General features: G+C 65.0%; 31 protein-coding genes. 18 read left to right on the top strand and 13 right to left on the bottom strand.

The window, feature by feature from the left end; all coding sequences use genetic code 11:
- Positions 1-2: 2 nt before the first annotated feature.
- The 18 genes from rpmC (at position 3) to rplQ (ending at position 9,468) form a co-directional block, all read left to right on the top strand.
- The gene (gene rpmC / locus ACOQOP_RS12795) at positions 3-215 is read left to right on the top strand and encodes a 50S ribosomal protein L29 (RefSeq protein ID WP_420562197.1); all 213 of its coding nucleotides are present in this window, start codon (positions 3-5) and stop codon (positions 213-215) included.
- Positions 216-242: 27 nt separating this feature from the next.
- A complete protein-coding gene (gene rpsQ / locus ACOQOP_RS12790; RefSeq protein ID WP_322332390.1) occupies positions 243-491 on the top strand; it encodes a 30S ribosomal protein S17 in 249 nt (82 codons plus the stop codon).
- A 22-nt stretch (positions 492-513) separates the two neighbouring features.
- A complete protein-coding gene (gene rplN / locus ACOQOP_RS12785; protein WP_322332389.1) occupies positions 514-882 on the top strand; it encodes a 50S ribosomal protein L14 in 369 nt (122 codons plus the stop codon).
- Positions 882-1,211, top strand: a complete 330-nt coding sequence (gene rplX / locus ACOQOP_RS12780) for a 50S ribosomal protein L24 (protein WP_420562196.1) — start codon at positions 882-884, stop codon at positions 1,209-1,211. Before rplN ends, rplX begins: the two co-directional genes overlap by 1 nt.
- Positions 1,212-1,217: 6 nt before the next feature.
- Positions 1,218-1,757, top strand: a complete 540-nt coding sequence (rplE, locus tag ACOQOP_RS12775; RefSeq protein WP_420562195.1) for a 50S ribosomal protein L5 — start codon at positions 1,218-1,220, stop codon at positions 1,755-1,757.
- Positions 1,758-1,775: 18 nt separating this feature from the next.
- Complete coding sequence (gene rpsN / locus ACOQOP_RS12770) at positions 1,776-2,081, top strand: 30S ribosomal protein S14 (protein WP_420562194.1); 306 nt, start codon at positions 1,776-1,778, stop codon at positions 2,079-2,081.
- 15 nt (positions 2,082-2,096) lie between these two features.
- The gene (rpsH, locus tag ACOQOP_RS12765) at positions 2,097-2,495 is read left to right on the top strand and encodes a 30S ribosomal protein S8 (protein ID WP_322332386.1); all 399 of its coding nucleotides are present in this window, start codon (positions 2,097-2,099) and stop codon (positions 2,493-2,495) included.
- A 12-nt stretch (positions 2,496-2,507) separates the two neighbouring features.
- Positions 2,508-3,041 carry a 50S ribosomal protein L6 gene (gene rplF, locus ACOQOP_RS12760; RefSeq protein ID WP_420562193.1) on the top strand — a complete coding sequence of 178 codons (534 nt, stop codon included), beginning with the start codon at positions 2,508-2,510 and terminating at the stop codon, positions 3,039-3,041.
- Positions 3,042-3,051: 10 nt separating this feature from the next.
- Positions 3,052-3,414, top strand: a complete 363-nt coding sequence (gene rplR / locus ACOQOP_RS12755; protein ID WP_420562192.1) for a 50S ribosomal protein L18 — start codon at positions 3,052-3,054, stop codon at positions 3,412-3,414.
- A gap of 13 nt (positions 3,415-3,427) precedes the next feature.
- On the top strand, positions 3,428-4,000 hold the full coding sequence (gene rpsE, locus ACOQOP_RS12750) for a 30S ribosomal protein S5 (protein WP_420562191.1): 573 nt from the start codon (positions 3,428-3,430) through the stop codon (positions 3,998-4,000).
- 14 nt (positions 4,001-4,014) lie between these two features.
- Entirely contained in the window at positions 4,015-4,206 is a 192-nt protein-coding gene (gene rpmD / locus ACOQOP_RS12745; protein ID WP_420562190.1) for a 50S ribosomal protein L30, read from the top strand.
- 72 nt (positions 4,207-4,278) lie between these two features.
- Positions 4,279-4,767: a 50S ribosomal protein L15 gene (gene rplO / locus ACOQOP_RS12740; protein ID WP_420562189.1), complete on the top strand. Its 489-nt coding sequence runs from the start codon at positions 4,279-4,281 to the stop codon at positions 4,765-4,767.
- Positions 4,768-4,840: 73 nt separating this feature from the next.
- Positions 4,841-6,190: a preprotein translocase subunit SecY gene (secY, locus tag ACOQOP_RS12735; RefSeq protein WP_420562188.1), complete on the top strand. Its 1,350-nt coding sequence runs from the start codon at positions 4,841-4,843 to the stop codon at positions 6,188-6,190.
- Positions 6,187-6,750: an adenylate kinase gene (locus ACOQOP_RS12730; RefSeq protein ID WP_420562187.1), complete on the top strand. Its 564-nt coding sequence runs from the start codon at positions 6,187-6,189 to the stop codon at positions 6,748-6,750. The genes secY and ACOQOP_RS12730 overlap by 4 nt, the downstream gene beginning before the upstream one ends.
- A gap of 253 nt (positions 6,751-7,003) precedes the next feature.
- Complete coding sequence (gene rpsM / locus ACOQOP_RS12725) at positions 7,004-7,372, top strand: 30S ribosomal protein S13 (protein WP_322332380.1); 369 nt, start codon at positions 7,004-7,006, stop codon at positions 7,370-7,372.
- Between the two features lie 75 nt (positions 7,373-7,447).
- On the top strand, positions 7,448-7,843 hold the full coding sequence (gene rpsK, locus ACOQOP_RS12720) for a 30S ribosomal protein S11 (protein ID WP_420562186.1): 396 nt from the start codon (positions 7,448-7,450) through the stop codon (positions 7,841-7,843).
- A gap of 125 nt (positions 7,844-7,968) precedes the next feature.
- Positions 7,969-8,985, top strand: a complete 1,017-nt coding sequence (locus tag ACOQOP_RS12715) for a DNA-directed RNA polymerase subunit alpha (protein ID WP_420562185.1) — start codon at positions 7,969-7,971, stop codon at positions 8,983-8,985.
- Positions 8,986-9,027: 42 nt separating this feature from the next.
- The gene (gene rplQ / locus ACOQOP_RS12710; protein WP_420562184.1) at positions 9,028-9,468 is read left to right on the top strand and encodes a 50S ribosomal protein L17; all 441 of its coding nucleotides are present in this window, start codon (positions 9,028-9,030) and stop codon (positions 9,466-9,468) included.
- Between the two features lie 70 nt (positions 9,469-9,538).
- On the opposite strand, the gene speB is transcribed toward rplQ, so the two are convergent.
- The 13 genes from speB to ACOQOP_RS12645 all read right to left on the bottom strand — a co-directional run bounded on the left by speB (position 9,539) and on the right by ACOQOP_RS12645 (position 23,342).
- Positions 9,539-10,486, bottom strand: coding sequence for an agmatinase (gene speB, locus ACOQOP_RS12705; protein WP_420562183.1), 948 nt, complete (start codon positions 10,484-10,486; stop codon positions 9,539-9,541).
- A gap of 74 nt (positions 10,487-10,560) precedes the next feature.
- On the bottom strand, positions 10,561-11,319 hold the full coding sequence (locus tag ACOQOP_RS12700) for a sulfotransferase domain-containing protein (protein WP_420562182.1): 759 nt from the start codon (positions 11,317-11,319) through the stop codon (positions 10,561-10,563).
- 80 nt (positions 11,320-11,399) lie between these two features.
- Positions 11,400-11,798, bottom strand: coding sequence for an LIC12192 family sporadic carbohydrate cluster protein (locus ACOQOP_RS12695; RefSeq protein ID WP_420562181.1), 399 nt, complete (start codon positions 11,796-11,798; stop codon positions 11,400-11,402).
- Positions 11,799-11,803: 5 nt separating this feature from the next.
- Complete coding sequence (locus tag ACOQOP_RS12690) at positions 11,804-12,634, bottom strand: sporadic carbohydrate cluster 2OG-Fe(II) oxygenase (RefSeq protein WP_420562180.1); 831 nt, start codon at positions 12,632-12,634, stop codon at positions 11,804-11,806.
- On the bottom strand, positions 12,631-13,230 hold the full coding sequence (locus ACOQOP_RS12685) for an SIS domain-containing protein (protein WP_420562179.1): 600 nt from the start codon (positions 13,228-13,230) through the stop codon (positions 12,631-12,633). Before ACOQOP_RS12685 ends, ACOQOP_RS12690 begins: the two co-directional genes overlap by 4 nt.
- A 6-nt stretch (positions 13,231-13,236) precedes the next feature.
- Positions 13,237-14,796 (bottom strand): PfkB family carbohydrate kinase, encoded by a 1,560-nt coding sequence (locus tag ACOQOP_RS12680; RefSeq protein WP_420562178.1) that lies wholly within the window; start codon positions 14,794-14,796, stop codon positions 13,237-13,239.
- A gap of 278 nt (positions 14,797-15,074) precedes the next feature.
- The gene (locus tag ACOQOP_RS12675; protein ID WP_420562177.1) at positions 15,075-16,691 is read right to left on the bottom strand and encodes a TIGR04372 family glycosyltransferase; all 1,617 of its coding nucleotides are present in this window, start codon (positions 16,689-16,691) and stop codon (positions 15,075-15,077) included.
- Positions 16,688-17,764, bottom strand: coding sequence for an FkbM family methyltransferase (locus ACOQOP_RS12670; RefSeq protein WP_420562176.1), 1,077 nt, complete (start codon positions 17,762-17,764; stop codon positions 16,688-16,690). Before ACOQOP_RS12670 ends, ACOQOP_RS12675 begins: the two co-directional genes overlap by 4 nt.
- 95 nt (positions 17,765-17,859) lie before the next feature.
- Entirely contained in the window at positions 17,860-18,978 is a 1,119-nt protein-coding gene (locus ACOQOP_RS12665) for an FkbM family methyltransferase (RefSeq protein WP_420562175.1), read from the bottom strand.
- A 74-nt stretch (positions 18,979-19,052) separates the two neighbouring features.
- The gene (locus ACOQOP_RS12660) at positions 19,053-19,907 is read right to left on the bottom strand and encodes a hypothetical protein (protein WP_420562174.1); all 855 of its coding nucleotides are present in this window, start codon (positions 19,905-19,907) and stop codon (positions 19,053-19,055) included.
- 149 nt (positions 19,908-20,056) lie between these two features.
- Positions 20,057-21,340, bottom strand: a complete 1,284-nt coding sequence (locus ACOQOP_RS12655; RefSeq protein WP_420562173.1) for a TIGR04372 family glycosyltransferase — start codon at positions 21,338-21,340, stop codon at positions 20,057-20,059.
- 52 nt (positions 21,341-21,392) lie between these two features.
- Complete coding sequence (locus tag ACOQOP_RS12650) at positions 21,393-22,055, bottom strand: class I SAM-dependent methyltransferase (RefSeq protein WP_420562172.1); 663 nt, start codon at positions 22,053-22,055, stop codon at positions 21,393-21,395.
- 117 nt (positions 22,056-22,172) lie between these two features.
- Entirely contained in the window at positions 22,173-23,342 is a 1,170-nt protein-coding gene (locus tag ACOQOP_RS12645) for a hypothetical protein (RefSeq protein ID WP_420562171.1), read from the bottom strand.
- Positions 23,343-23,348 lie beyond the last annotated feature (6 nt).

Raw genomic sequence — 23,348 nt, 5'->3', positions numbered from 1 at the left:
AGATGGCAAACAAGGTTGCCGAGGATCTCCGGACGAAGTCGCCGGACCAGTTGAAGGACCAGCTGCTGCAGCTGCGCAAGGAGGCGTTCAATCTGCGCTTCCAGCGGGCCAACGGGCAGCTCGAGAACTCCGATCGGATGCGCCAGGTTCGGCGCGAGATCGCGACCGTTAAGACGATCATGGGCGAGAAAGCCCGTGCCGGCGCTTCGGCGTAAGCACCGGTCAAGGGTTAGGAGAAAGCAATGCCGAGGCGTGTTCTTCAGGGCACCGTCGTCAGCGACAAGGGCGACAAGACGGTGGTCGTGAACGTCCAGCGGCGGGTCATGCATCCGCTCTACAAGAAGTTCATCACCCGCTCGAAGCGGTTCTCGGCACACGATCCTGAGAACCGGTTCAAGCAGGGCGACATGGTGCGCATCATCGAGTGCGCGCCGGTTTCGAAAAACAAGCGGTTCGCGGTCGTCTACGACGACGCCGCGGCCGGCGCGTGACCCGGACCTAGGAGGACAGGTCATGATTCAGATGCAGACGAACCTCGACGTCGCGGACAATTCCGGCGCTCGACGGGTGCAGTGCATCAAGGTGCTCGGTGGCTCGAAGCGCAAGGTCGCTTCGGTCGGCGATGTCATCGTGGTGTCCGTGAAGGAGGCGATCCCGCGGGGCCGCGTGAAGAAGGGTGACGTGCACCGCGCGGTCATCGTTCGCACCGCCAAGGAGATCCGCCGTCAGGACGGGACCGCGATCCGGTTCGACACCAACGCCGCCGTGCTGATCAACAAGCAGGGCGAGCCGATCGGAACCCGTATCTTCGGCCCGGTGACCCGTGAACTGCGTGCGAAGAAGTTCATGAAGATCATTTCGCTCGCTCCGGAGGTGTTGTGATGTCGGCGCGCGTTAAGAAGGGCGACCGGGTGATCGTCACCACCGGCCGCGACAAGGGCAAGCAGGGCGAAGTCCTGCGCGTGATCCCCTCGGAGAACCGCGTGGTTGTCCAGGGCGTGAACATGATCAAGCGTCACACGCGTCCGAGCCAGACCTCCCAGGGCGGCATCGTCGAGCGTGAGGCGGCTCTGGACCTGTCCAACGTCATGCACGTGGATCCGAAGTCCGGCGAAGCGACGCGCGTTCGTTTCGAAGAGCGCGACGGCAAGAAGGTCCGTGTCGCGAAGCGCTCCGGCGAAGTGATCGACGCTGACTCGGCGGCGAGGTAAGGCAAGATGGCTCGTTTGTACGAAGAATACACCAAGTCGATCCGCCCGGACCTGCAGTCCGCGTTCGGTTACACGAACGTGCACGAGGTTCCGCAGATCACCAAGATCGTCCTGAACATGGGCGTCGGTGAGGCGGTCGGCGACAGCAAGAAGATCCAGTCGGCTCTCGACGAGATGACCCGCATCGCCGGTCAGAAGCCGGTCGTGACCCGCGCCAAGAAGTCGATCGCCGGCTTCAAGCTGCGCGAGGGCATGCCGATCGGTGTGAAGGTGACCCTGCGCCGGGACAAGATGTACGAGTTCCTGGATCGTCTGGTGAACATCGCGCTCCCGCGGGTGCGTGACTTCCGTGGGCTGAACCCGAAGAGCTTTGACGGCCGTGGCAACTATTCCATGGGCATCAAGGAGCAGATCGTGTTTCCGGAAATCGACTACGACAAGGTCGACAGCATCCGGGGCATGGACATCATCGTGGTGACCACGGCGAAGACGGACGACGAAGCGCGCGAACTGCTCAAGCGCTTCCAGTTTCCGTTCGTCAATTGATCGAGGTCGGAGGACGACATGGCTAAGAAGAGCGCTGTTGAAAAGAACAACGCCCGTCGCAAGCTGCAGACCCAGCAGGCCGGCAAGCGTGCCCGCCTGAAGGCAACTGCGATGGACCGGTCGCTGCCGATCGAGGAACGTTTCGCTGCGCAGCTCAAGATGCAGCAGCTTCCGAAGAACGGTGCGAAGGAACGCATTCGCAACCGTTGCGAACTCACCGGGCGCCCGCGCGGCGTCTATCGCAAGTTCAAGCTTTCGCGGATCGCGCTGCGGAATCTCGGCTCTACGGGCCAGATTCCGGGCCTGGTCAAGTCGAGCTGGTAAGAGGGAGGTCGGCAAATGTCGATGAGCGATCCTCTCGGGGATATGCTGACCCGCATTCGCAACGGTCAGAGCGCGCGTAAGTCGGTCGTCGTCAGCCCGGCGTCGCGTCTTCGGGCGAATGTGCTCGAGGTCCTGCAGCGCGAGGGCTACATCCGCGGTTTCTCGCAGGATGACGTCCGTGCCGGTGTGGCGGAAATCAAGATCGAGTTGAAGTATTCCGAAGGCGAGCCGGTCATCAAGGAGATCAAGCGGGTCTCCACGCCGGGCCGTCGGGTCTACTCCAAGATCAAGGACCTGCCGCGCGTCTATAACGGTCTCGGGATTGCGATCCTGTCGACCCCGCGCGGTGTCATGTCCGACAACGAGGCCCGTGCGGCCAATGTCGGCGGCGAAGTCCTGTGTCAGGTATTCTGATCGGAGGCGATGATGTCACGTGTCGGTAAATATCCGGTCGCCGTTCCGGACGGTGTGACGATCGAGATCGCCAACGACGAGATCAAGGCGAAGGGCAAGCTCGGCGAGCTGTCCGCCCCGATCTCGGCGGAGGTGGACGTCGTCCATGAAGATAACGTCGTCAAGGTCACGCCGAAGCGCGAGTCCAAGAAGGCGCGCGCCATGTGGGGCACGACCCGGGCGCTGGTGAACAACATCGTCACCGGTGTCTCGACGGGCTACACGGTCAACCTGGAGATCAACGGTGTGGGTTACCGCGCCGCGATCGAGGGCAAGGACCTGGTGCTGTCGCTGGGCTTCAGCCATCCGGTGCGGTTCCCGATCCCGGATGGGATCACGATGAACTGCGAGCGCCCGACGGCGATCTCCATCAGCGGTTCGGACAAGCAGCGGGTCGGCCAGCTTGCGGCCGAGATCCGCGCGTTCCGTCCGCCGGAGCCGTTCAAGGGCAAGGGCGTCAAGTACGCGAACGAGATTATCCTTCGTAAGGAAGGTAAGAAGAAGTAGGAGTTCGGCGATGCTTTCGTCCAAGGATCTGTTCAAGCGCCGCCAGATGCGCAGCCGTGCGCAGCTTCGGCGCAAGGCGGCCGGTCGCCCGCGGTTGTCGGTGTTCCGGTCGTCCAAGCATATCTACGCCCAGATCATCGACGATGTCGGTGGTGTCACGGTCGTGGCCGCGTCGTCGCTCGACAAGGAGCTGAAGAGCTCGCTGAAGACCGGCGCCGACAAGGCGGCGGCCGAGGCGGTCGGCAAGCTCGTGGCGTCGCGCGCCATCGAGAAGGGGCTGAGCGACGTGGTGTTCGACCGCGGCGGCTATATCTATCATGGTCGGGTGAAGGCGCTTGCTGATGCGGCGCGCGAAGCCGGCCTGAAGTTCTAAGAGGGGCCAAGACATGGCACGTCAGGACAGGCAGGACCGCAACCGGGATCGCGATCGCGAAGACAGCGATCTGATCGAGAAGCTGGTCGGCATCAACCGCGTGGCCAAGGTGGTCAAGGGCGGCCGTCGGTTCGGCTTCGCGGCGATCGTGATCGTCGGTGACCAGCGCGGTCGCGTGGGTCATGGCGCCGGCAAGGCGCGCGAGGTTCCGGAAGCGATCCGCAAGGCCACCGAGCAGGCCAAGCGCTCGATGATCCGGGTTCCGCTGCGCGAGGGCCGGACCCTGCACCACGACATCAGCGGTCGTTTCGGCGCGGGTCGTGTGACCCTGCGGGCGGCTCCGGCCGGTACCGGCATCATCGCCGGCGGTCCGATGCGCGCCATCTTCGAAGCACTCGGTGTGCAGGACGTGGTGGCGAAGTCGATCGGCACCTCCAACCCGCACAACATGATCAAGGCGACCTTCGAGGCCCTGCGCAACGTCCACGCGCCGCGGTCCATCGCTGCCAAGCGCGGCAAGAAGGTGGCGGAGATCTTCGGTCGCGACAGCCAGGGCGACGCGGCGGAAGCCGCCAGCGCTGAGTAATCGGGAGACTGATGATGGCGAAGAAGGCGACTGTTACCGTGCGCCAGGTCCGCAGCGGCCTGGGCCGGAAGAAGGATCAGATCGCGACGCTGACCGGTCTCGGTCTCGGCAAGCTGAACCGCGAGCGCACGCTCGAGGATACGCCGGCCGTGCGTGGCATGATCGATAAGGTTAAGCACCTGGTTGAGGTTGTCGACCAGGCGTAATCAACCGGCCGCGCGGCCCGGGGTAAGAGATCCCCGCAGGGCCGCCCCGGATGCGCAGACGAGGACTGAACGATGCGACTGAATGAGCTGAAAGACAACGACGGCGCGACCAAGGCGCGCAAGCGCATCGGCCGCGGTACCGGGTCGGGCACCGGCAAGACCAGCGGCATGGGCCACAAGGGTCAGAAGGCGCGCAGCGGCGTGGCCATCAACGGCTTCGAAGGCGGCCAGATGCCGATCTACCGGCGTCTGCCGAAGCGCGGCTTCAACAACCACAACTTCACCAAGCGTTTCGACGCCGTGAATGTGGGCCGCGTGCAGGCTGCGATCGACGCCGGCAAGATCGACGCCTCCAAGGTGATCGACGAGGCGGCGCTCAAGGCGGCCGGTCTCGCCGACGACGCCAAGGACGGCGTGCGACTCCTGGCCAAGGGTGAGCTGACCGCCAAGGTCGAGGTCAACGTGGCGGCCGCCTCCAAGGCCGCGGTCGCGGCCGTCGAGAAGGCGGGCGGATCGATCACCACGCGCATCGCCCAAAAGGCCGAAGAGTCGGCGGCCTAAGCTGCCGGTCTGTGTGCCCGGTCCCGGTTCCAAGCCGGGGGCCGGGCGAAGCCTCAGACGCTAGGACGAAGTCATGGCCACTGGTGCCGACCAACTCGCCTCGCAGATGAACCTCGGCGCCTTCTCCAAGGCGACCGAGCTCAAGAAGCGCATCTGGTTCACGCTGGGTGCGCTCATCGTCTATCGGCTCGGCACCTACATCCCGGTGCCCGGGATCGACCCCGGAATCCTGAACGAGATCTTCCAGCAGACCCAGGGCGGTGTGCTGGACATCTTCAACATGTTCTCCGGCGGTGCGCTCGGGCGCATGACGATCTTCGCGCTGAACATCATGCCGTACATCTCGGCTGCGATTATCATGCAGCTGATGACGGCGGTGAGCCCGAACCTGGAGGCCCTCAAGAAGGAGGGCGAGGTCGGCCGCAAGAAGATCAACCAGTACACCCGCTACCTGACCGTCGTGCTGGCGTCGTTCCAGGCCTATGGCATCGCCGTGGGGCTCGAGTCGCTGCCGGGTCCGGGCGGGACGACCGCGGTTCTTGATCCGGGCGCGTTCTTCCGCGCGACCACCGTGATCACCCTGGTCGGCGGCACGATCTTCCTGATGTGGCTGGGCGAGCAGATCACCGCCCGCGGCATTGGCAACGGCATCTCGCTGATCATCTTCTCCGGCATCGTCGCCAACCTGCCGTCGGCCCTGGCCAGCCTGTTCGAGCTTGGCCGCACCGGCGCGCTGCCGGCGATCGTGATCCCGCTGCTGCTGATCATGGCCATCGCGGTCATCGCCTTCATCTGCTTCATCGAGCGGTCCCAGCGCCGGATCCTGGTGCAGTATCCCAAGCGCCAGGTCGGCAACCGCATGACCGGCGGCGAGAGCTCGCACCTGCCGCTCAAGATCAACGTCTCGGGCGTGATTCCGCCGATCTTCGCCAGCTCGCTGCTGCTGATGCCGATCACGGTCGCCAGCTTCTCCGCCGGCGGCGGCGGACCGGAGTGGCTGACCCAGATCACGGTGCTGCTCGGCCACGGCCAGCCGCTGTACATCGCGATGTACGTGGCGCTGATCGTGTTCTTCGCCTTCTTCTACACCGCGATCGTCTTCAATCCGCAGGAGACGGCCGAGAACCTGCGCAAGTACGGCGGCTTCGTGCCCGGCATCCGTCCCGGCAAGAACACCGCCGACTACCTGGACTTCGTGCTCACCCGTCTCACCGTGATCGGTGCCGCCTACCTGGCCTTCGTCTGCGTGCTGCCGGAAGTCCTGATCAGCCAGCTCTCGGTCCCGTTCTACTTCGGCGGTACCAGCCTGCTGATCGTCTGCACGGTCACGATGGACACGGTTACCCAAATTCAGTCCCACCTGCTGGCGCACCAGTATGAAGGGCTGATCAAAAAATCGAAGATCCGGGGGAGACGCGGATGAACCTGATCCTGTTGGGTCCGCCGGGCGCGGGCAAGGGCACCCAGGCCAAGCGCCTCGAAGAGAAGTTCGGTGTGAAGCAGCTCTCCACGGGCGACATGCTCCGCGCCGCCGTCGCCTCCGGCTCGGATATCGGCAAGGAGGCCAAGGCGGTCATGGATGCCGGCCAGCTCGTCTCCGACGACATCATCGTGCGGATGATCTCCGAGCGGGTCGAGGAGCCGGATTGCGCCAAAGGGTTCATCCTCGACGGGTTCCCGCGCAACGTCGCCCAGGCCGATGCCCTGGACCAGATGCTGGCCAAGAAGGGCCTGCAGATCGACCATGTGATCGAGTTCCGCGTCGACGAGGAGCGGATGATCGACCGCATCCTCAAGCGCGCGGCCGAGGAAGGCCGCAGCGACGACAACGAGGACACCCTGCGCAAGCGCATGGACGTCTATCGCGAGCAGACCGCGCCGATCATCCCCTACTACCAGGGGAAGGGCGCGTTGAAGACCGTCGACGGCATGAAGCCGATGGACGACGTGACCAAGGATCTGGAGCAGATCCTCGCCGCCTGAGGCGGCTGTTGAATTCGCCGCCTGAGGCGGCACGAAATGGAGCCCTTCCACGGGAGGGTGAACGAGGCGGATCCGGCGCACCGCGTAGGGGCGGATAGCCGGGTTTGGGACATTGACTTCGGACCGTGCGTGACTATAATCCGCGCCCCTGATTAGCGGATTTTCTTGCGCGGGCCGACGAGGAGCCAAGGGCTCCTTGTGCGGGGCGCGTTTGGTGTTTGAAACGCCCCGAACTTGAGTGAGGAGAACAGGCGTGGCGCGCATCGCTGGTGTGAACATTCCGACGCAAAAACGCGTCGTTGTCGCGTTGACCTACATTCACGGCATCGGGCACACGACCGCCCAGAAGCTGTGCGCGCAGGTCGGCATCCCCGCCGAGCGGCGGGTTCATGAGATGACCGAGGACGAGCTGTCCCGGCTGCGCGAGACCATCGACACCGATCTGGTGGTCGAGGGCGACCTGCGCCGGCAGACCTCGATGAGCATCAAGCGGCTGATGGATCTCGGCTGCTATCGCGGGCTGCGTCACCGCAAGGGCCTGCCGGTCCGCGGTCAGCGCACCCACACGAACGCCCGGACCCGCAAGGGCCCGGCCAAGGCGATCGCCGGTAAGAAGAAGTAACGACCTAGCAGCGACACCCGCCGGCTCGCCACATCAGGCGGGTCGTCGCCGGGCCGTATCAGGAGACGGAAGACGATGGCAAAGCAACCGACGCAAGCGCGCGTCCGCCGCCGCGAAAAGAAGAACATCACCTCGGGCGTCGCGCATGTGAACGCGTCGTTCAACAACACCATGATCACCATTACCGATGCCCAGGGCAATGCCATTTCCTGGTCGTCGGCCGGTCACATGGGGTTCAAGGGTTCGCGCAAGTCGACCCCGTACGCGGCCCAGGTCGCGGCCGAGGATGCCGGTCGCAAGGCGGCCGAGCACGGCATGAAGACCCTGGACGTCGAGGTCTGCGGCCCGGGTTCCGGCCGCGAGTCGGCCCTGCGCGCGCTGCAGTCGGTCGGCTTCCAGGTGATGTCGATCCGCGACGTGACGCCGATCCCGCACAACGGGTGCCGTCCGCGCAAGCGTCGCCGGGTCTAAAACACCTCCCGCGAGGTGACGGGGTTCCGACTATCCGGGACCCGAAGAATACGAGCCCCGTCGGTTGCAGCCGGACCCGGTCCGGAAGCCCGACGGGATCGCCGTTCTAAAAGAAGGGTTGAGCCGTGATCCAAAAGAACTGGCAGACGTTGATTAAGCCGAACAAGCTCGATGTCCAGGCGGGCTACGACCCGAAGCGCAAGGCGACCATCGTTGCCGAGCCGCTGGAGCGTGGGTTCGGCCTGATGCTCGGCAACGCGCTGCGCCGCGTCCTGCTGTCGTCCCTCCAGGGCGCCGCGGTGACCGCGATCCAGATCGACGGCGTGCTGCACGAGTTCTCCAGCGTGCCGGGCGTCCGTGAGGACGTCACCGACATCGTGCTGAACATCAAGGCCGTCGCCATCCGCATGCATGGCGAAGGCCCGAAGAAGATGCGCCTGAAGGCCGAAGGCCCGGGCGAGGTGACCGCCGGTCAGATCGAGACCGTGTCGGACATCGAGATCATGAATCCGGACCACGTGATCTGCACCCTGGACCGCGACGCCACCCTGTCGATGGAACTGACGGTGGAGACCGGCAAGGGCTACGTCCCGGCTTCGGCCAACCGTCCGGAAGACGCGCCGATCGGCCTGATCCCGGTCGATGCCATCTTCAGCCCGGTCCGCCAGGTCGCCTACAAGGTGGAGAACACCCGCGTCGGCCAGGTCACGGACTACGACAAGCTGTCGATCACCGTCGAGACCGACGGCTCGCTGACCCCGGATGACTCGGTGGCCTATGCCGCCCGCATCCTGCAGGACCAGCTGCAGCTGTTCATCAATTTCGAGGAGCCGACCCAGCGCGGCGCCGAGGAAGAGACCCACGATCTGCCGTTCAATAAGAACCTACTGCGCAAGGTCGACGAGCTGGAGCTCTCGGTCCGCTCGGCGAACTGCCTGAAGAACGACAACATCGTCTATATCGGCGACTTGGTGCAGAAGACCGAGCCGGAGATGCTCCGGACTCCGAACTTCGGCCGCAAGTCGCTGAACGAGATCAAGGAAGTGCTGGCCTCGATGGGGCTGTCGCTCGGTATGGAAATCACCAATTGGCCGCCGGAGAATATCGAGGAACTGGCCAAGCGTCTGGAAGAGCCGTTCTAAGGCGCGTCCTTAGAACCCAGGCGAGAACGAGGAGATCGAGAGATGCGTCACGGCAATAGCGGCCGCAAGCTCCACCGCACGGCGGCCCACCGCAAGGCCCTGTTCAAGAACATGGCGGCGGCGCTGATCAAGCATGAGCAGATCGTCACCACCCTGCCGAAGGCGAAGGAACTGCGCCCGGTCGTGGAGAAGATGATCACCCTGGCCAAGCGCGGTGACCTGCATGCCCGCCGGCTGGTGCTGAGCCGTCTGAACGACGATGCGATGACCCGCAAGCTGTTCGACGTGCTGGCCGACCGGTACAAGGAGCGTCAGGGCGGCTATACCCGCGTGCTGAAGGCCGGCTACCGCTACGGCGACGCCGCCCCGATGGCGGTGATCGAGCTGGTGGACCGCGACGAGGACGCCCGCGGCCAGGATTCGGGCCCGGTCGTGAGCGCCGACCAGGACGAGTACAACACGGCGATGCCGGCCGCGATCTGATCGCAGCCGAACGCCGGACGACAAGAGGGCGGCCTTCGGGCCGCTCTTTTTCGTTTCGCGGGCAGTGAGCCTACCGCGAGACGGCGATCAGGCTCAGCAGCTCCAGCGCGACAGTGGCGGCCAGGAGGGCGGTGATCTGGCCTGGGCCGTCGAAGCCCGGATTGGTCTCCACCACGTCGCAGCCGACGATGGTCATCGGCGTCATTGCCCGCAGGATGGCGAGCGCCTCCCGCGCGGTCGGGCCGCCGGCCTCCGGCGTTCCCACGCCCGGTGCGAAGGCCGGATCGACGAAATCCAGGTCGTAGGTGATGTAGACCGGATTGCCGCCGACCCGGGCGGCGATCCGTTCCGCCAACGCCTGCGGGCCGAGGGCGAGGGCCGCGTCGGTATCGATCACCTGGAAGCCCAGGGCGGTGGACTGGCTCACGTCGTCGGGCCGGAACAGGGAGCCGCGCATGCCGATCTGGATCGAGGTCGACGGATCGAGGATCCCCTCCTCGGTGGCCCGGCGGAACGGCGTGCCGGCGGAGTGCCTCTTGCCGCCGAAATAGCTGTCCCAGGTATCGGCGTGGGAATCGAAATGGACCAGGGAGACCGGTCCGTGCCGTTTCGCCACCGCCCGGATGGCGGGCAGGGAGATCGAGTGGTCGCCGCCAAGGGCCAGCGGGACGATGCCCTGGCCGGCGATGGCGGAAAGCGCCGCCTCGGCCATCTCCAGGCTTTCCATCAAGTAGCCTGGCACCACGTTGGCGTCGCCGGCATCGGCGATGCGCAGGGCCTCGAACACGTTGATGTGGTCGCGATACGGGCTGATCGGCCGCAGCATGAGCGACATCTGCCGCACCGCGTTCGGCCCGAAACGCGATCCGGCGCGGAACGGCGATCCGGAATCGCAGGGCACGCCGATGATCGCCACGTCGAGCTCGTCGCCAGGCTGTGCCTGAGGCAGCCGCATGAAGGTCGGCACGCCGACGAAGCGCGGGCTGTTGAGGGAGTCGACGGGCTGAAAGCCGCTCATCCTGCGGTCGCCGGGTGATGGTGTGTCATGGCGCGCATTGTCCTTCGCCAGCAGCCGTGTGGCCGGTTGAGTTCCTACTGCTCATCCAGAATACCGAGCGCAACCAGGTCCAGGCTTGTGTAGAAGCCGAGAATGCGGTGGATCTCGGCCTTCTGGGCATCGGACAGCATGGCAGAGCCTCGGCCGACCACGCCTTTGTTGAAGCGGGTCTTGTAGCCGAGATCGGTCTTGTCCTTGCTGAACTCGGCGATGCCCTGATGGATCCGTTCGTCGCTCAGGTCCTGAAAATTGGCAACGTCCAGAATGCGGCGCAGGGTCCCATGGGTGTCGCCTACGAGGTCTTCGTAGCGGACCCAGTGTTTCTCGCCTTCCAGGGCCATCCATCGGTTCAGGTAAAAGGTGACCCAGGGGACGAAGATGGTGATGAGGAAGTCCAGCTTCTTCGACTTCTCCCATTCAACGTACTCGTCCGGAATGTAGATCATCGTCGTATGCGGTGGGATGCCAGCCTTGAAGACCTTTTCAATCTCGTCGCTGAAGCTGGCGATCACGTCGTAGATGTTGCGGACGAGAACGATCGGAGCGGCATCACAATCGCGGAACAGGGTCGACGCCCAGGCCCCGGGGCTCAGATGCATCATGGCGATCCAAGGCGTGCTGTTGCGATGGGCATGCACGATGCGCGCGGTATCGATCTCCGCACCGGTCACCGGGTCGCCATAGAGCCGCACGGCGGTATTGCCCGTGATGTGCTCCAGCATGTGGAAGATCCACGTCGTCCCGCATTTGGGAATGGAAGCAATGAACAGGCTTCTGTGCTTTGCTGAATTCATGGGGCCGTCCTTTCAGTCGGCTGGCTCCCGACGTCACCGGCCAGGAAGGGATGTTCGGGAGACGCGGCTTGAGGCGGTCTCTACCCGGTCTGTCGGCTGCCCGCCTGAAGGGCCTCCTGCACCATCAGGATGTTCTCCCATCGTCGGGCGTCTTCCGGCGAGGCGAGAACCAGATCCTCGCAGGCGGCGTGCAGGCTGCAGCCGGCGCCCAGGATACGGTCGTAGATCTGCCGGCGCCGATCGGCCCGGCTCGGCAGCATGAACATGCTGTAGGCCACGATCCCGTCGGCGGCGGGAAGATCCCCGATCAGCTTCTCGAGCATCACGTAGCAGTGCGGGATGGCGTATTCAGTGGCGCTCAGGTTGAAGCCCAGGCCGCGCTGGCGGCAGTACTCGCGGATCACCAGGTTCTGGATATGCTGCGGCACGCGGGACTCCGCGATCGGCCGGCTGGCGATATAGCCTGTGAGGACCGGCACCGGCGCTACTCCTGAAAGCCGCCTGGGAGCTTGTATTCGAGCCCCAGACGGGTCGCCGGCCGCAGGGTGATCGGCTCGAAGAACTCGCCCAGGCGTTTGTCGGCATAGGGCGACATCACGCTCTTGAAGCGACAGTTCATCGACCAGCGCGTCGTCGGCTCGATGTTGACCCGGTTGCCGTGCATGACGTTCTGGCTGAACAGCAGGTAGCTGCCGTAGGGCACCTCCAGGAAGCGGACATGGGGCTCGATCCGCCGCCAGATATCCTCCGCCGAGCGGCCTTCGAAATCGGTAAAGCGCTCCTGGATCTCCCGGTCCAGGTCCGGCGGGGCGATGTACATGCTCTTGGTGGCGAAGCAGTCCACTATCGGGATCCAGAGCACGACCTCGTAGGGCGAGTCGCCGGACCAGACATCCGCATGCACCGGGAGCAGGGAGCTGTCGTCGTTCGGGAGCTGGATCGACAGGTTCACCCGGCGCTGCATGGAGAGTTCGTTGCCGACCAGGGTCTGCAGCGCCTGGCGCGCGACGGAGAAATAGGCCGGGCGCAGCCAGTCCTGGTCGTTCATCGCCCGGAAAACCGCCAGCCGGAAGTCGTTCAGCTTCTCCACCGACACGTGCTCGTGGATGCCGTCGAGAAACACCAGCGGGTCGTCCGGCTCCGGGCGGTCGAGAAGTGATGCGGCGGTGTGGGCCATATGGCGCTGGATGCGGTCCAGGGCCGCACGGTCCTCGGCCGGCCGGATGACATGGGCCTGGTCCAGGAAGGCCTCGGTCAGCGCGATCTCGTCGGGCTGGAAGAACGGGCTCAGGCTCTGTGGGATATGCTTGCTCATGCCGATCCCGATCCCCGGTCGGTGGTCTCCGGCCAGGCGCCGGTCAGGAGGTCGATCGCCAGATGACAGAGCATGAAGTGGCTGCACTCGACGACGCCGTAGCTGTCGCTGTCGATGTAGAAGTTCAACTGGCCCATCGACCGCAGCGGGTTGTCCGGGCGGAAGCCGCTCATGGTCGCGACCCGCATCCCGCCGTCCAGCGCGGCCCGTGCCGCGGCCAGGATGTTGGGCGACGCGCCCGAGCTGGAGATCGCGAGCAGCAGGTCGCCCGGCCGGCCGAACAGCTCGATTGGCTTGGCGTAGACGTTCTCGTAGCCGAGGTCGTTGCTGATGCAGGTCAGCAGGGCGGCGTCGCTGAAGGCCAGGGTCGGGACCCCGCCGTTCTTCGAGAAATCCGTGGCGAAGTGGCTGGCGATGGCGGCACTGCCCCCGTTCCCGGCGATGACCGCCTTGCCTCCGGCGGCCGGCAGTCCGGCGAACAGACCGACGAGGCGGTCGATGGCGGGATCAAGATCGACCGGCGCACCCGTGGCGTCGGAGACCTGCACGCCGCGCATGTGGTCCCGCATACGGTCGAAATAACCGAGTGCCGTCATGGTGTCTCACTTCAGCATCGAGATGACCGCCTTGATCATCATCACCTTGTCCACCGAGGTGCGATGGCCGACGACCCCGACCTGGATGGCGCCGGCGATGTTACCAAGGAAGCCGACAATGCGCATGCGTCCGCCGGCGGCGACCAGCGGCGCGGTGATCGCCAGGAACGCGTCGCCGGCGCCCATCGTGTCCGCGACCCGGTCGGCGAAGGCGGGGATCTGGGTGGTCGCCTCGTCGGGTGCATAGACCTGGCAGCCGATCCGCCCGTGGGTCACGGCGATCTTGCTCTTCGGCTGCTGCAGCGCCAGGCCCCGGGTGATCAGGTCGTCAACCGAGCCGTGCTGGTCGCCGATGGCCAGCCGGGCCTCCAGGGCGTCGATGCAGATATAGTCGGGGCGCGGATATTTGGTAATCAGGTTGAAGCCGTAATTCGCGCTGTTGGTCTGGGTGTTCACGGCCAGGAAGCGGGCGTGCCGGCTCAGCACGTCGATGGTCGACGGTTTGATCATCCCGTGGCCGAAATCGTTGACGATCACCACGTCGTAGCCGCCGGCAATGTCGGCCAGCCGCGTGTTGATCTGCTGCTCGATATCCTCGGCCACCGGCTTGTCGACCATGTGATAGGTCTCGAACAGCTTGCGGACGGTGGCGGCGTCGATATAGCGGCTCTTGCGGGTGGTCGGCGCATCCGGCCGTTCCAGGCCGATCAACCCGACATTCGGATTGAGCTTGCCCTCGACGAACTCGCGATAGGAATCCTGGGCGCCGAAGACGGTCAGGATGTCGACCTGGCGGCAGAAGGACGAGACGTGGTTCGCCGTCGCGAAGACGCCGCCGGCGAAGACCTCGCTCGACTGGTTCAGGACCGTGACCAGGTTTTCCTTCGGCGCCCGCCCCATGGGGGTGACATAGCGGTATTCGTCGATGATGGCGTCGCCGACCACGAGGACGCGCAGGGTCTCGACCTTGTCGATCAGGTCGAGGATCTCCTGCTGCTCGTCGCGGGCCCGCAGCCCCTCGACGAACTGGCGGACATGCGGCTCGAAGGGATTGAAGAAGCGGTTGATCAGGGAGGACGAACTGTGGGTGACGTCGTCGGTGAAGACGACCTTGCCGCCGAACCGCTCGACCGCGCGCCGCTCGTCGACGATCTTCCCGGTGACGTCCGCCGCGGAGTCCGCGTAGTCGGATCCCTTGACGTAAATGTCGGGGCGGATCGCCTGGATGGCCGGCTCGGCGGTCGGGCCGACGTTCAGCCCCACATGGTCGACGAAGGAGAGGGCGGCCAGCATCTCGGCGCGCACCAGCTCTCCGAAGACCGGGCGTCCCGGACCTTTATTGACGAAGCGGTCCGGCGTGACGGAGACCACGAGCAGGTCACCATGGCTGCGGGCTTCCTCAAGGTGTCGGATATGGCCGATATGCAGGATATCGAACACCCCGTGGGCAAGAACGACACGACGCCCCTCAGCCCGTGCCGACGCGACCGTCTTGCCGATGTCCTCCAGGGTACTGATCTTGGCGGCGACATTGGTCGGCGGCTGTTTGGGAGAAGGGGTGCTCATTGGTCTAGCGTGAACCCGATCATGAAACCCTCACTCTGAGCTTGGTTTCGTCAACGACGGTCTGCACCTCTTTACCTGATTAACAAACCGGGATTATCCGGCCCATCCGCCCCTGTTGAATTTAAACGCAGTTTTCTTGCGCTCATACCTCAATCCCCGGATGGCTAGGCACGCGCGCCCGGTATCCCCGCCGCCTGATTGGGTCGGCCGTCCCCGATCGCACGGATTTCTGCAAGAACCTCCGACAATCGGGTCAGCGTCTCGAGCCTCGTCGCGGCTCAACGTCCATAGAAGTGGTTCCAGAATTTGGGAGGAATTTTTGGCCGCAGGCCAAGAGGTGATTGTGCGAATCGGTCTTGGGCTTCCCGGCACTCGCTGTCCGGAAGGTCCAGGCATCCGGTTTCGCGGTCGGCGTGGCGCTCCATCAGCTGGACCGCCTCCAGAATGTCCTCGGGACGGCTGATCCGGTGCGAGATGCCGTGGAACTCCAGTTCCTTGTCGTTGGCGAGACGCGAAAAGCGCGTCGCATAGCTCTCGAACGGCACTGTGTTGCCGTTCAGATCGACCAGCGGCTTGAACAGGGTGAGAATGTTCGGCGTGTCGCAGATGTTCACCAGGGTAATGTAATTGGTGAAGGCGACCGGGCGACCGAACAGCATCGGCACGTAGGACATCCCGGACGCCGTGCCGAGATGGTAGTGGCACTGGCTGACCAGGAAAATATCCATCCAGTCGGATTTGTGCTCGGTGAACGGATAGTCGATGAACCCGGGTCGCGTTCCCAGAGGAGTCATCGCCCTGTCACCCAGGCGGATCACCACGCCGCCATTCGCGATAATTGCGTCGACCGCCTCGCGATAGGAGGCGATGGAGCCGTTGCGCATGCCGTGATACTCGGTGTCCTGATAGCGTGACGCGACGGAGTCGGCGTGGAAGCCGGGTTCTCGGACATGCATGGTGACGATGCGGTCGCCGGGCCGTACACCGTACTCCGCCAGCACCGCATAGCCCCGCTCGATCAGTTCCGGCTCCAGGGTTACGAACGGGCGACGGCCCTCGGACCAGACCCGGCCCGCGTCCGACAGCACCTTCATGATATGAACGAAGCGCTGGTCGTTCAGGAAGAAGCTCTTGGCGCCGTCGGCGATCTCGCCGAAACGGTGGTTCGGCGGGACGTCCGGATCCATCCGTTTCAGGACGTGGGTGCTCAGGGTCGGATTATGGAACTTGCCTCGGATGGCGGCGATCTTGCGGGGCGCGAAGCCACCACCGCGAACCGTCTCCACCAGGGCGGCGGCCAGGACGCAGTGGCCGACGTTCAGGAAATAGCCGGGCGACAGGACCAGGGCTTCCTCGGCCGAGCGCATCCGATGCTCCACCGCTGCCCAGAACATCTCCAGACGGTTGCCCTCATCGAGTAGGCCGGCATTGCGCATCGACGGCAGGGTGGCTCGGATACCTTCGATTGCCAGCCGGAAGTCGCCGAGGATGCCTGTGGAGACCGCCGCGATCGTGCCGGTGGTCATGAATGAGAAGAAGACCGCAGCGAGCTTTCGGCCTGGCCCGTCCGGCATGCCGATCGTATCGATAGATTCCGATCTTTCCCCATTCTTCCAACGGGCGAAGTTCGTCAGGAAGATATTCGCCGCGACGTGATGCTGGGGCAATCGCCGGAAGATTGCGGCAGGCACGCCACCGCGCCGATCGATGCTGAGGCCGCCGGCCAGAACCGAGGTCAGATTGAGCAGCGTGTGCATCGCCGTATGGTCGAGCCACAGAATGAAGAGCGCCTTGAACGCCTGATCATCCTGCACTCCCGGCGTCCGCAGGATATGAAGGAGGCCGTTGATTTGGCGCAGACGCTCCTCTGGCGACCCTCCTGCAGGAGCAGTCACGATGACGCCTTCTCGGAAGACGTGGCCGAGCGTGGCTCGAAGACGATCTTCGGGTTGGGATCCTTCGGATCGGGCCGTATGTCCGCGGCCGCGTCGATCGCAAACATGCCGTCTTCGGTCATCTGCTTGGCGACCCAGCGGTCCTTATCGAACAAAGCGAGCAGGTCCGTCGCATTCTTGCCCTGACGCTCTACCAGATGGGGGTGGAACTCGACGACGAAGATCGTGCGCGCCTGATCGATAAGCCGGGCGGAGCCTTCGAGCACGAGGAGCTCATAGCCTTCGACATCGATCTTGACCATGGTCGGCAGGAGCCGGTCGTCGGCGAAGATGGTATCCAGGGTGACCATCGGCACGGCGTCGTTGACCAATGACAGGGGGTAGGCATCCAGGCTCGCTCCCTCCTGGGTTTCGACTTGGAAGCCGGGATGTGGGTTCATCCGCTGAATCATCCCCAGACCGGGCGTCGACGAGGCACCAGCATGCAGCACGCGCAGCTGGTCAAACCCGTTCAGGATGGCGAGTTGCTCGATCAGCGGAATGAGCTCCCGCTGCACCTCGAGGGCGAAAACGCTGGCCCCGGTGGTCGCCGCGAACCCGCTCGCGTAGCCGATATGGGCGCCGACATCGACAAAGACGTCGCCCGGGCGAAGGGTGTCCGTGATGAAATCATGCAGGGCGTGCTCGAAGCCGCCCTCGTACCCCTCGGCGACCTCCTTGAAGAACCGGGCGGGGCCGTCGGACAACGGGAACTTCACCACATGGCCGTTCCGCGTGGTCGCCTGCCAGATACTGGTGTTGGCGGCGCGGATGGTGCGCTGACGGATGTACTGAATCAGCTCCTGGACCCGATAGCGCATATGGGAGAGCCGTGCCCGTAGGGCCGGATCGACACCACCCGGCGTGTCCATGAGAAGCGCTGCTCGCCGGATGAACTGAGCACAGCGCGCAAGATCGACCCGAGTGATGGGCGGCCAATAGGAGGCGAGCGTGGCGCCGGGGTCGGCTGGATTGTGGAGCAGGTCGCGCCGAGCTGCCTCACGATGCGCCAATGTCCGATCTTCAGGCGTCATTGAGACCTCTTCCGAATTCCCTCGGTACGGAGAGGGTATTGCGGTTCATGCCAGATTTGTGATGACGGCGATGGAAGTCTCGCCGCGGACATTTATTAAGCCACTTTTGGGGTAAGGACAATTTTCGGGTGGCTGTCTCGGGCGTCTGGAATGATGTCCTGGGCGCCGGAGATCGGCTTCACGCCATCGTCTGTGAGTTGGCCCAGATCCCACTTGTCGTGGTCGAACTGGGCGGTGACCTCTTCGCCGTGGCGCTTGAAACTCGCCATGTGCTCGCTGGAATGATACTCGATCACGAAGGTGGTGCGGCGCTTCTCGATGATGCTGCGGGCTCCTTCCAGAATATCCGCCTCATGCCCTTCGGCATCGATCTTGATGATCTTTGGCATCAGGTCGTCACTGTCGAAAGCGTCGTCCAGCGAGATGGTCGGCACATAGTCGTTCAGGATGGAATCCGGGTCTGCCAGGAGATCGGTATGGGTCGCGCCCTCGAGTTGGGCTGCCGGGGTCGTCCAGCCGCGCCGCATCAGCGATAGGCCGGACTTGGATGAGGCCCCGAGATAGAGCGGACGTAGGTGGTCGAACGCGTTGATCGTGGCCAACTGCTCGAGCAGCGGCATGAGGCTGCGTTGGATCTCCAACGCGAAGACGGTGCAGCCGGTCGTCGCCGCGAAGGCGCTGATATAGCCCGTATGCGCGCCGATATCGACGAACACGTCGCCCGGGCGCAGGTGGGCGTTGAGATACGTGATCAGCGCACGTTCATACTGACCGTCATATTCCTCGACGATTTTCTTGAACATGTCGGCGGCCGGATCCGTCATCGGGAACCGGATCGTGCTTCCGTTCGGAGCCTTGACCGCCCAGACATCTCGAGTCTGCCAGCGCTTCTCGCGCCGCTGGAAGTACTCGATCAGTTGCCGGACCCGGTCGACGGCTCTGATCAGATACTGGAACTGCCCGGGATCCTCGACCAGGCCGCTCGCTCTGAGAACGAGGGCGTGCCGAATGCGCTTGGAGCTCTCGAGAAGCTGGGCGCGGGTCCGAGGCGGCCAGGTCGCCCCGACCAGCGGCGCCCCCTGATGCGGATCCTCGACGGCCTGCCGTCGGAACTCGGCGGCGTTCTGCGTGTCGAACATGTGCAGGGCCCAAGCCACCGGCCAGCTCTTCCTGTCACCGGCGTTGCTGCCCTGACCGTGGGTGCTGTTGGCCATGCGTCGAACCTCTTTTCAATTCGAATCAATTTATAGCATTGACCACTTGTCGGCGCACCGATCTCCCCAGCCGGCTAACGGACCGGACGGATGTTCGCTGCTGCCGCGCGGGCCTGGGGAGGCGCGTAGATCGCCTGCTGGGGCACACGAAGCTCCTCAGGGCTGTCGGCGGTACGGCGAAGCGCCACCATGCAGCAGTCGAGCACGTATTGCGGCAACTTGCCGGGAGGCGCTGACTGCATGTGCAGGCCGGTGTTCCGCAGGAAATTGATCGCCACGGTTAGGCGGAAGTTGCCGTACTGGCCGTTCAAGGGTTTGATCGGCATGGTGTCGAAGTCGAGCTGACAGGTGCCCTCCTCGTCCAGCTTCACCGATCGCCCGACCACATCGTCCACATACTGGAGATCGCCGATCTCCATATTGTTGGCCACCGCCAGGTCGGTCCACAGGGTCGGGTGCAGATTATAGAAACCGTGATTGATCTCGCCGAATGTCGGGAGCACCATCAGGGCCACACCGCCCACCGCCAGATGACGGTACTGAGAGCGTAGGACGGCAGTCACTTCGAAGATGTGCTCGGCCGTCCCAAAATTGGTGACCGCGCTGAATTTCCGGCCTAGGTCGAGCGGCTCGTTCAGATCGTGCTGCACCTCGGCCCGCTCATCGCCGAAATCGACCGCGACGTATTCATCCAATCCGAGCGACTTGTAGATCTCCGTCTGCGGTCGATCCACGGGGGACGTTCCGTAGATCCGATCCATCGCCTCGCCAGCCGCCGGCATGCCCAGTCGGCGGCTGAGGAACTCGTCCACCACGTGACGGGCAGCGATGATGTCCTGGGGGCCCAACTCCAGCACCGGACCCGGCGGGATGACCCCGTGTTCGGCCAGATGGTCCAACCAAGCCAATGTGATCGCGCTGAGAGCCATTGCCCATCCACCTCTGCGTATGCGTCCCGGTCGAGTTTGGGAAGACCGGTCGACGGTTGAGCGAGGGTAGCAGATCGACGGTCGTCGTCCGCGCAAAACCCCCCGGTCTGTTCCCGGACCGGCGCGGGACGGATCACCCGCGCCCGTCGTCAGTCGAGGAAGCCCGGGGCGGAGTCGAGGATCTTTCCCGAGAAATCGCCGAACGGGTGGGCGTGGCTGTAGAAGTCCAGGGTCTCCTTGACGAACCACGGATCCTCGGCGATTTCCTTCTCGTAGGCCCGGCCCAGGGCCAGGAATCGGCGGTAGTCGTCCGGCGGCAGGCGGCTCGGGCCGCCGGCGAGCATCTCCAGGAACTCCTCGGTCGCGGCGTCGATCTCCTCGGTCGAATTCTCCACCACGGTGATGTCGAGCTTCTTGTAGTCGCCGGACCGGATGACCGCCGGCAGGCGGCGCTCCAGGATCTCGCGATAGGGCAGCATCCGCCCGGTTCGGTCGTCGCGGTACCGCTTGAACAGCGACAGGTCGCGGGTATAGGGCAGGTTCAGGTGCTCGTACGGGGTGTTGGTGCGCAGGGTGGGAGTCCCGAAGGCGGCGGCGACCCAGATCGGCCCCGAATTCTGCGCCGTCCCGAACGCCGCATCGGCCAGTACCGCGAGATCGGCGGCCCGCTCCTGAGGCGGGAGATCGGGCAGGGCGTCGGGCAGGCTGAAATACCCGTCGCTGAACCAGTCGGGCGGCTCCAGGCCCTTCTCGCCGAGCCGCACCACCTGATAGCCGGCATCGAGGATGCGCCGGATCGACGGCCTGTAGGTCTCGATGCTGGCGGTGCGGTGACCGTGATGGGTCATCGTCTCGCGGTATTTCGCGGTGCGCATGTGGAAATAGGCGAAGGGGGCGCCGGGATCGAGGCCGATCCCCCGAAGCTGCGCGTGCCCCTTCTCCCGGGCCGCGCCGGGCAGGCTGATCAGCTTGGGCTCGACCCCCTCCACCATCTTCTTGAAGAAGTCCACGATGGTCAGCCTCGGGGAGCTCAGCAGCAGGTGGAACAGCTTCAGGTCGGCGAGGCCGCCATCGATGAACGCCATCGCCAGGATGACCTCGTCATCGGTCTGGACCCAGACGAACCGGTCGCCGTAGCAGGACGGGACCAGGGCGTTGGTGCCGGGGCGATCCCAGGGCGCGGTGACGATGATGATCCGGTCGTAGCTGTCGCCGTAGAGACTGTCGAGAATCTGCGGCTCCAGCGTGAAATGGCCGATGCGGTCGGACTGGCTCAGGATATAGACCAGGGTGCGCTGCCCTTCCCGCAGGTGCGGCATCACCATGTGGAACAGCTTGGCCAGGTTCTCGCGGGTGACGAACCTGGCGCGCATGTCGCGCTCGAAGGCCTCCGCGTCGGGCCGTGGCGTATGGGGCAGGTTCGGTCCGCTCATCGGGTCATGGCACCGTTCGGTGGGTGGGGAGGCCGGGGCATCCGCATCCCGGCTACTCGAAGTAGATGTATTCGAAGTCGCCCTGGTATCCGGCCTGCGCGTAGACCCAGTCCCATTCCTCCGGCGCGAGGAACGACTCGCAGGTGAGCTGCCAGTACAGAAGGTTCACCTTCTCCGTCTCGTTGCGGTAGCTCTCGACCATGATGTAGCGGTCGCGCCGGCCGACCCGCTGGATCTCCCGCACCGCCGAGACCAGGTCGGGCAAACGCAGGTTGTGCAGGGTGGCCAGCGAGATCACCAGGTCGAAGCTGTCATCCTCGAAGGGCAGTTCCCGGGCGTGGCCGTGCCGAAGCATCGGCCGGACCTCCTCCTTGGCGTTCTCCAGCGCGTAGGTGGAGATGTCGAGGCCGACGACCTCGATGCCGGGGACCGCGCGGGTGAACTCGTAGAGCAGGAAGGCCTTGCCGCAGCCGACATCGAGGACCCGGTCGCCGGGCTTCAGCCCATAATGGGCGCCCATGGCCTGGGCGACGGGCAGCCAGCGGCCGTCGTACCGGTAGCCGCCATAGCCGTAGCGCCGGTCGCCGTCCCAGTAGTCGCGGCCCCATTGCTTGGCGACCCGGGCGGACTCCGCCTTGTCGTGCTCGTTCACCCGTCCGAGATAGTCGCGGGCGGTGCGGGTGTGCAGCGGGGTGACGAACTCAACCAGGGCCATCGCGTCGATCCATGGGGCGGGCCGGTGCCGGCCATTCAAATCCTCGGGCCGCAAAGGTAGGCAATGGCCCCGGACGAGGAAACTCCGAACTTCGGCGACTGACGGAGGCGGGCGCGCTCAGACGTCGGCCAGATCCAGGAAGGTCGCCACTTCCATCAGCTCCAGGTTTTCCGGATGGGCGAAGACGAGGCTGCGCAGGTCGTCGGCGATGATGTTGGCGGCCGCGTGGTCGCCGCGGTCGCGGTGGGTGAGAACCAGATTGGCCGAGGCCTTGGCATGGGCGAGGCAGATCGACGGATCGTCATCATGCACCACCGACAGCCCGGAGAGATCGCCGTAGAGCAGGGTCGCCAGCTCGGTCTCGCCGCTCTCGCACAGGTCGGTGATCAGGTTGAACGCGGCATCTGCCAGCCGGCGGCGCACGGGCGGGCCGGCCTCCGGCAATTGGGCCAGGGACGACAGGTCGTCGTAATGGCGCCGCGCCAGAGCCACCTCGCCCCGGGTGCCGAGGCCGGTGACGAAGGCGAACAGCCCCTCCGCCGCCAGGTCGACCAGATCCGGGTCCACCGGGGCACGCCGGGCCACCTCGATCAGCGCCGCCAGTTCGGTCAGGCCGCCGACGGCGGCAGGCTGCGACGCCGAGGCGGTCGCGGCCTCGGTTCCGGTATCCGCCCAGCGGGCCGCATGGGCGACCCGGTTGAACAGGCCGCGGCCGCGCTGCTGGCGCACCGGCAGGATCTCCGGCTGGTCGGCCTCCAGCCGGGCGAGGTCGGCGAGCGCCCGGTCAGCCTCCAGGGGCGCGTCGGCCTCCAGGGCGAGGGCGACCAGGTTGGCTGCCCCCTTGGCATGGGCGCAGGCCACGTTCGGGTCGCCGCCACGGGCGAGGCTGATGGCGACGACGGTGCGGTAGGTGTCGAGCGCGCGCGGGAAGCCGGACTGCCGGGCCTCGGCCAGCATCAGGTCGACCGAGGCTTCGGCCAGGGCGCGGTGCGGCAGCGGGTCGTCCTCGTCGCGCAGGGACAAGGTGGCGAGGAACAGGTGGGCCTCGCGCACGATGGCGATGTCGCCGATCCGCCGGCCGATCGCCAGGTAGCGGGTGGCGCCGCAGACGGCGACCCGCATCAGCCCGTCGGCATGGGGATGGGCGTCGGCGATCTCGCGCAGCCGGCCGAAGGCCCGGTGCACCGTCGCGAGGTCGGAAAGATCCTGGACCTGGCCGGCGATCAGCTCTGCGGCGTCGCGGGCGGCTTCCAGTGGGCGTTCCTGAGGTCTCGGCGCGTCCGTCATTGCGCG

Origin of the sequence: Thalassobaculum sp. (assembly GCF_965223715.1) — a bacterium.
Lineage (GTDB): Bacteria > Pseudomonadota > Alphaproteobacteria > Thalassobaculales > Thalassobaculaceae > Thalassobaculum.
The sequence above is the reverse complement of the archived record's forward strand: the minus strand, read 5'-3'. Positions and strand labels throughout refer to the sequence as shown.

Coding starts and splice junctions, on each gene's coding strand:
- rpmC (WP_420562197.1), top strand. CDS start 3: ATGGCAAACAAGGTTGCCGAGGATCTCCGGACGAAGTCGCCGGACCAG.
- rpsQ (WP_322332390.1), top strand. CDS start 243: ATGCCGAGGCGTGTTCTTCAGGGCACCGTCGTCAGCGACAAGGGCGAC.
- rplN (WP_322332389.1), top strand. CDS start 514: ATGATTCAGATGCAGACGAACCTCGACGTCGCGGACAATTCCGGCGCT.
- rplX (WP_420562196.1), top strand. CDS start 882: ATGTCGGCGCGCGTTAAGAAGGGCGACCGGGTGATCGTCACCACCGGC.
- rplE (WP_420562195.1), top strand. CDS start 1,218: ATGGCTCGTTTGTACGAAGAATACACCAAGTCGATCCGCCCGGACCTG.
- rpsN (WP_420562194.1), top strand. CDS start 1,776: ATGGCTAAGAAGAGCGCTGTTGAAAAGAACAACGCCCGTCGCAAGCTG.
- rpsH (WP_322332386.1), top strand. CDS start 2,097: ATGTCGATGAGCGATCCTCTCGGGGATATGCTGACCCGCATTCGCAAC.
- rplF (WP_420562193.1), top strand. CDS start 2,508: ATGTCACGTGTCGGTAAATATCCGGTCGCCGTTCCGGACGGTGTGACG.
- rplR (WP_420562192.1), top strand. CDS start 3,052: ATGCTTTCGTCCAAGGATCTGTTCAAGCGCCGCCAGATGCGCAGCCGT.
- rpsE (WP_420562191.1), top strand. CDS start 3,428: ATGGCACGTCAGGACAGGCAGGACCGCAACCGGGATCGCGATCGCGAA.
- rpmD (WP_420562190.1), top strand. CDS start 4,015: ATGGCGAAGAAGGCGACTGTTACCGTGCGCCAGGTCCGCAGCGGCCTG.
- rplO (WP_420562189.1), top strand. CDS start 4,279: ATGCGACTGAATGAGCTGAAAGACAACGACGGCGCGACCAAGGCGCGC.
- secY (WP_420562188.1), top strand. CDS start 4,841: ATGGCCACTGGTGCCGACCAACTCGCCTCGCAGATGAACCTCGGCGCC.
- ACOQOP_RS12730 (WP_420562187.1), top strand. CDS start 6,187: ATGAACCTGATCCTGTTGGGTCCGCCGGGCGCGGGCAAGGGCACCCAG.
- rpsK (WP_420562186.1), top strand. CDS start 7,448: ATGGCAAAGCAACCGACGCAAGCGCGCGTCCGCCGCCGCGAAAAGAAG.
- rplQ (WP_420562184.1), top strand. CDS start 9,028: ATGCGTCACGGCAATAGCGGCCGCAAGCTCCACCGCACGGCGGCCCAC.
- speB (WP_420562183.1), bottom strand. CDS start 10,486: ATGAGCGGCTTTCAGCCCGTCGACTCCCTCAACAGCCCGCGCTTCGTC.
- ACOQOP_RS12700 (WP_420562182.1), bottom strand. CDS start 11,319: ATGAATTCAGCAAAGCACAGAAGCCTGTTCATTGCTTCCATTCCCAAA.
- ACOQOP_RS12690 (WP_420562180.1), bottom strand. CDS start 12,634: ATGAGCAAGCATATCCCACAGAGCCTGAGCCCGTTCTTCCAGCCCGAC.
- ACOQOP_RS12685 (WP_420562179.1), bottom strand. CDS start 13,230: ATGACGGCACTCGGTTATTTCGACCGTATGCGGGACCACATGCGCGGC.
- ACOQOP_RS12680 (WP_420562178.1), bottom strand. CDS start 14,796: ATGAGCACCCCTTCTCCCAAACAGCCGCCGACCAATGTCGCCGCCAAG.
- ACOQOP_RS12670 (WP_420562176.1), bottom strand. CDS start 17,764: ATGACGCCTGAAGATCGGACATTGGCGCATCGTGAGGCAGCTCGGCGC.
- ACOQOP_RS12665 (WP_420562175.1), bottom strand. CDS start 18,978: ATGGCCAACAGCACCCACGGTCAGGGCAGCAACGCCGGTGACAGGAAG.
- ACOQOP_RS12660 (WP_420562174.1), bottom strand. CDS start 19,907: ATGGCTCTCAGCGCGATCACATTGGCTTGGTTGGACCATCTGGCCGAA.
- ACOQOP_RS12655 (WP_420562173.1), bottom strand. CDS start 21,340: ATGAGCGGACCGAACCTGCCCCATACGCCACGGCCCGACGCGGAGGCC.
- ACOQOP_RS12650 (WP_420562172.1), bottom strand. CDS start 22,055: ATGGCCCTGGTTGAGTTCGTCACCCCGCTGCACACCCGCACCGCCCGC.
- ACOQOP_RS12645 (WP_420562171.1), bottom strand. CDS start 23,342: ATGACGGACGCGCCGAGACCTCAGGAACGCCCACTGGAAGCCGCCCGC.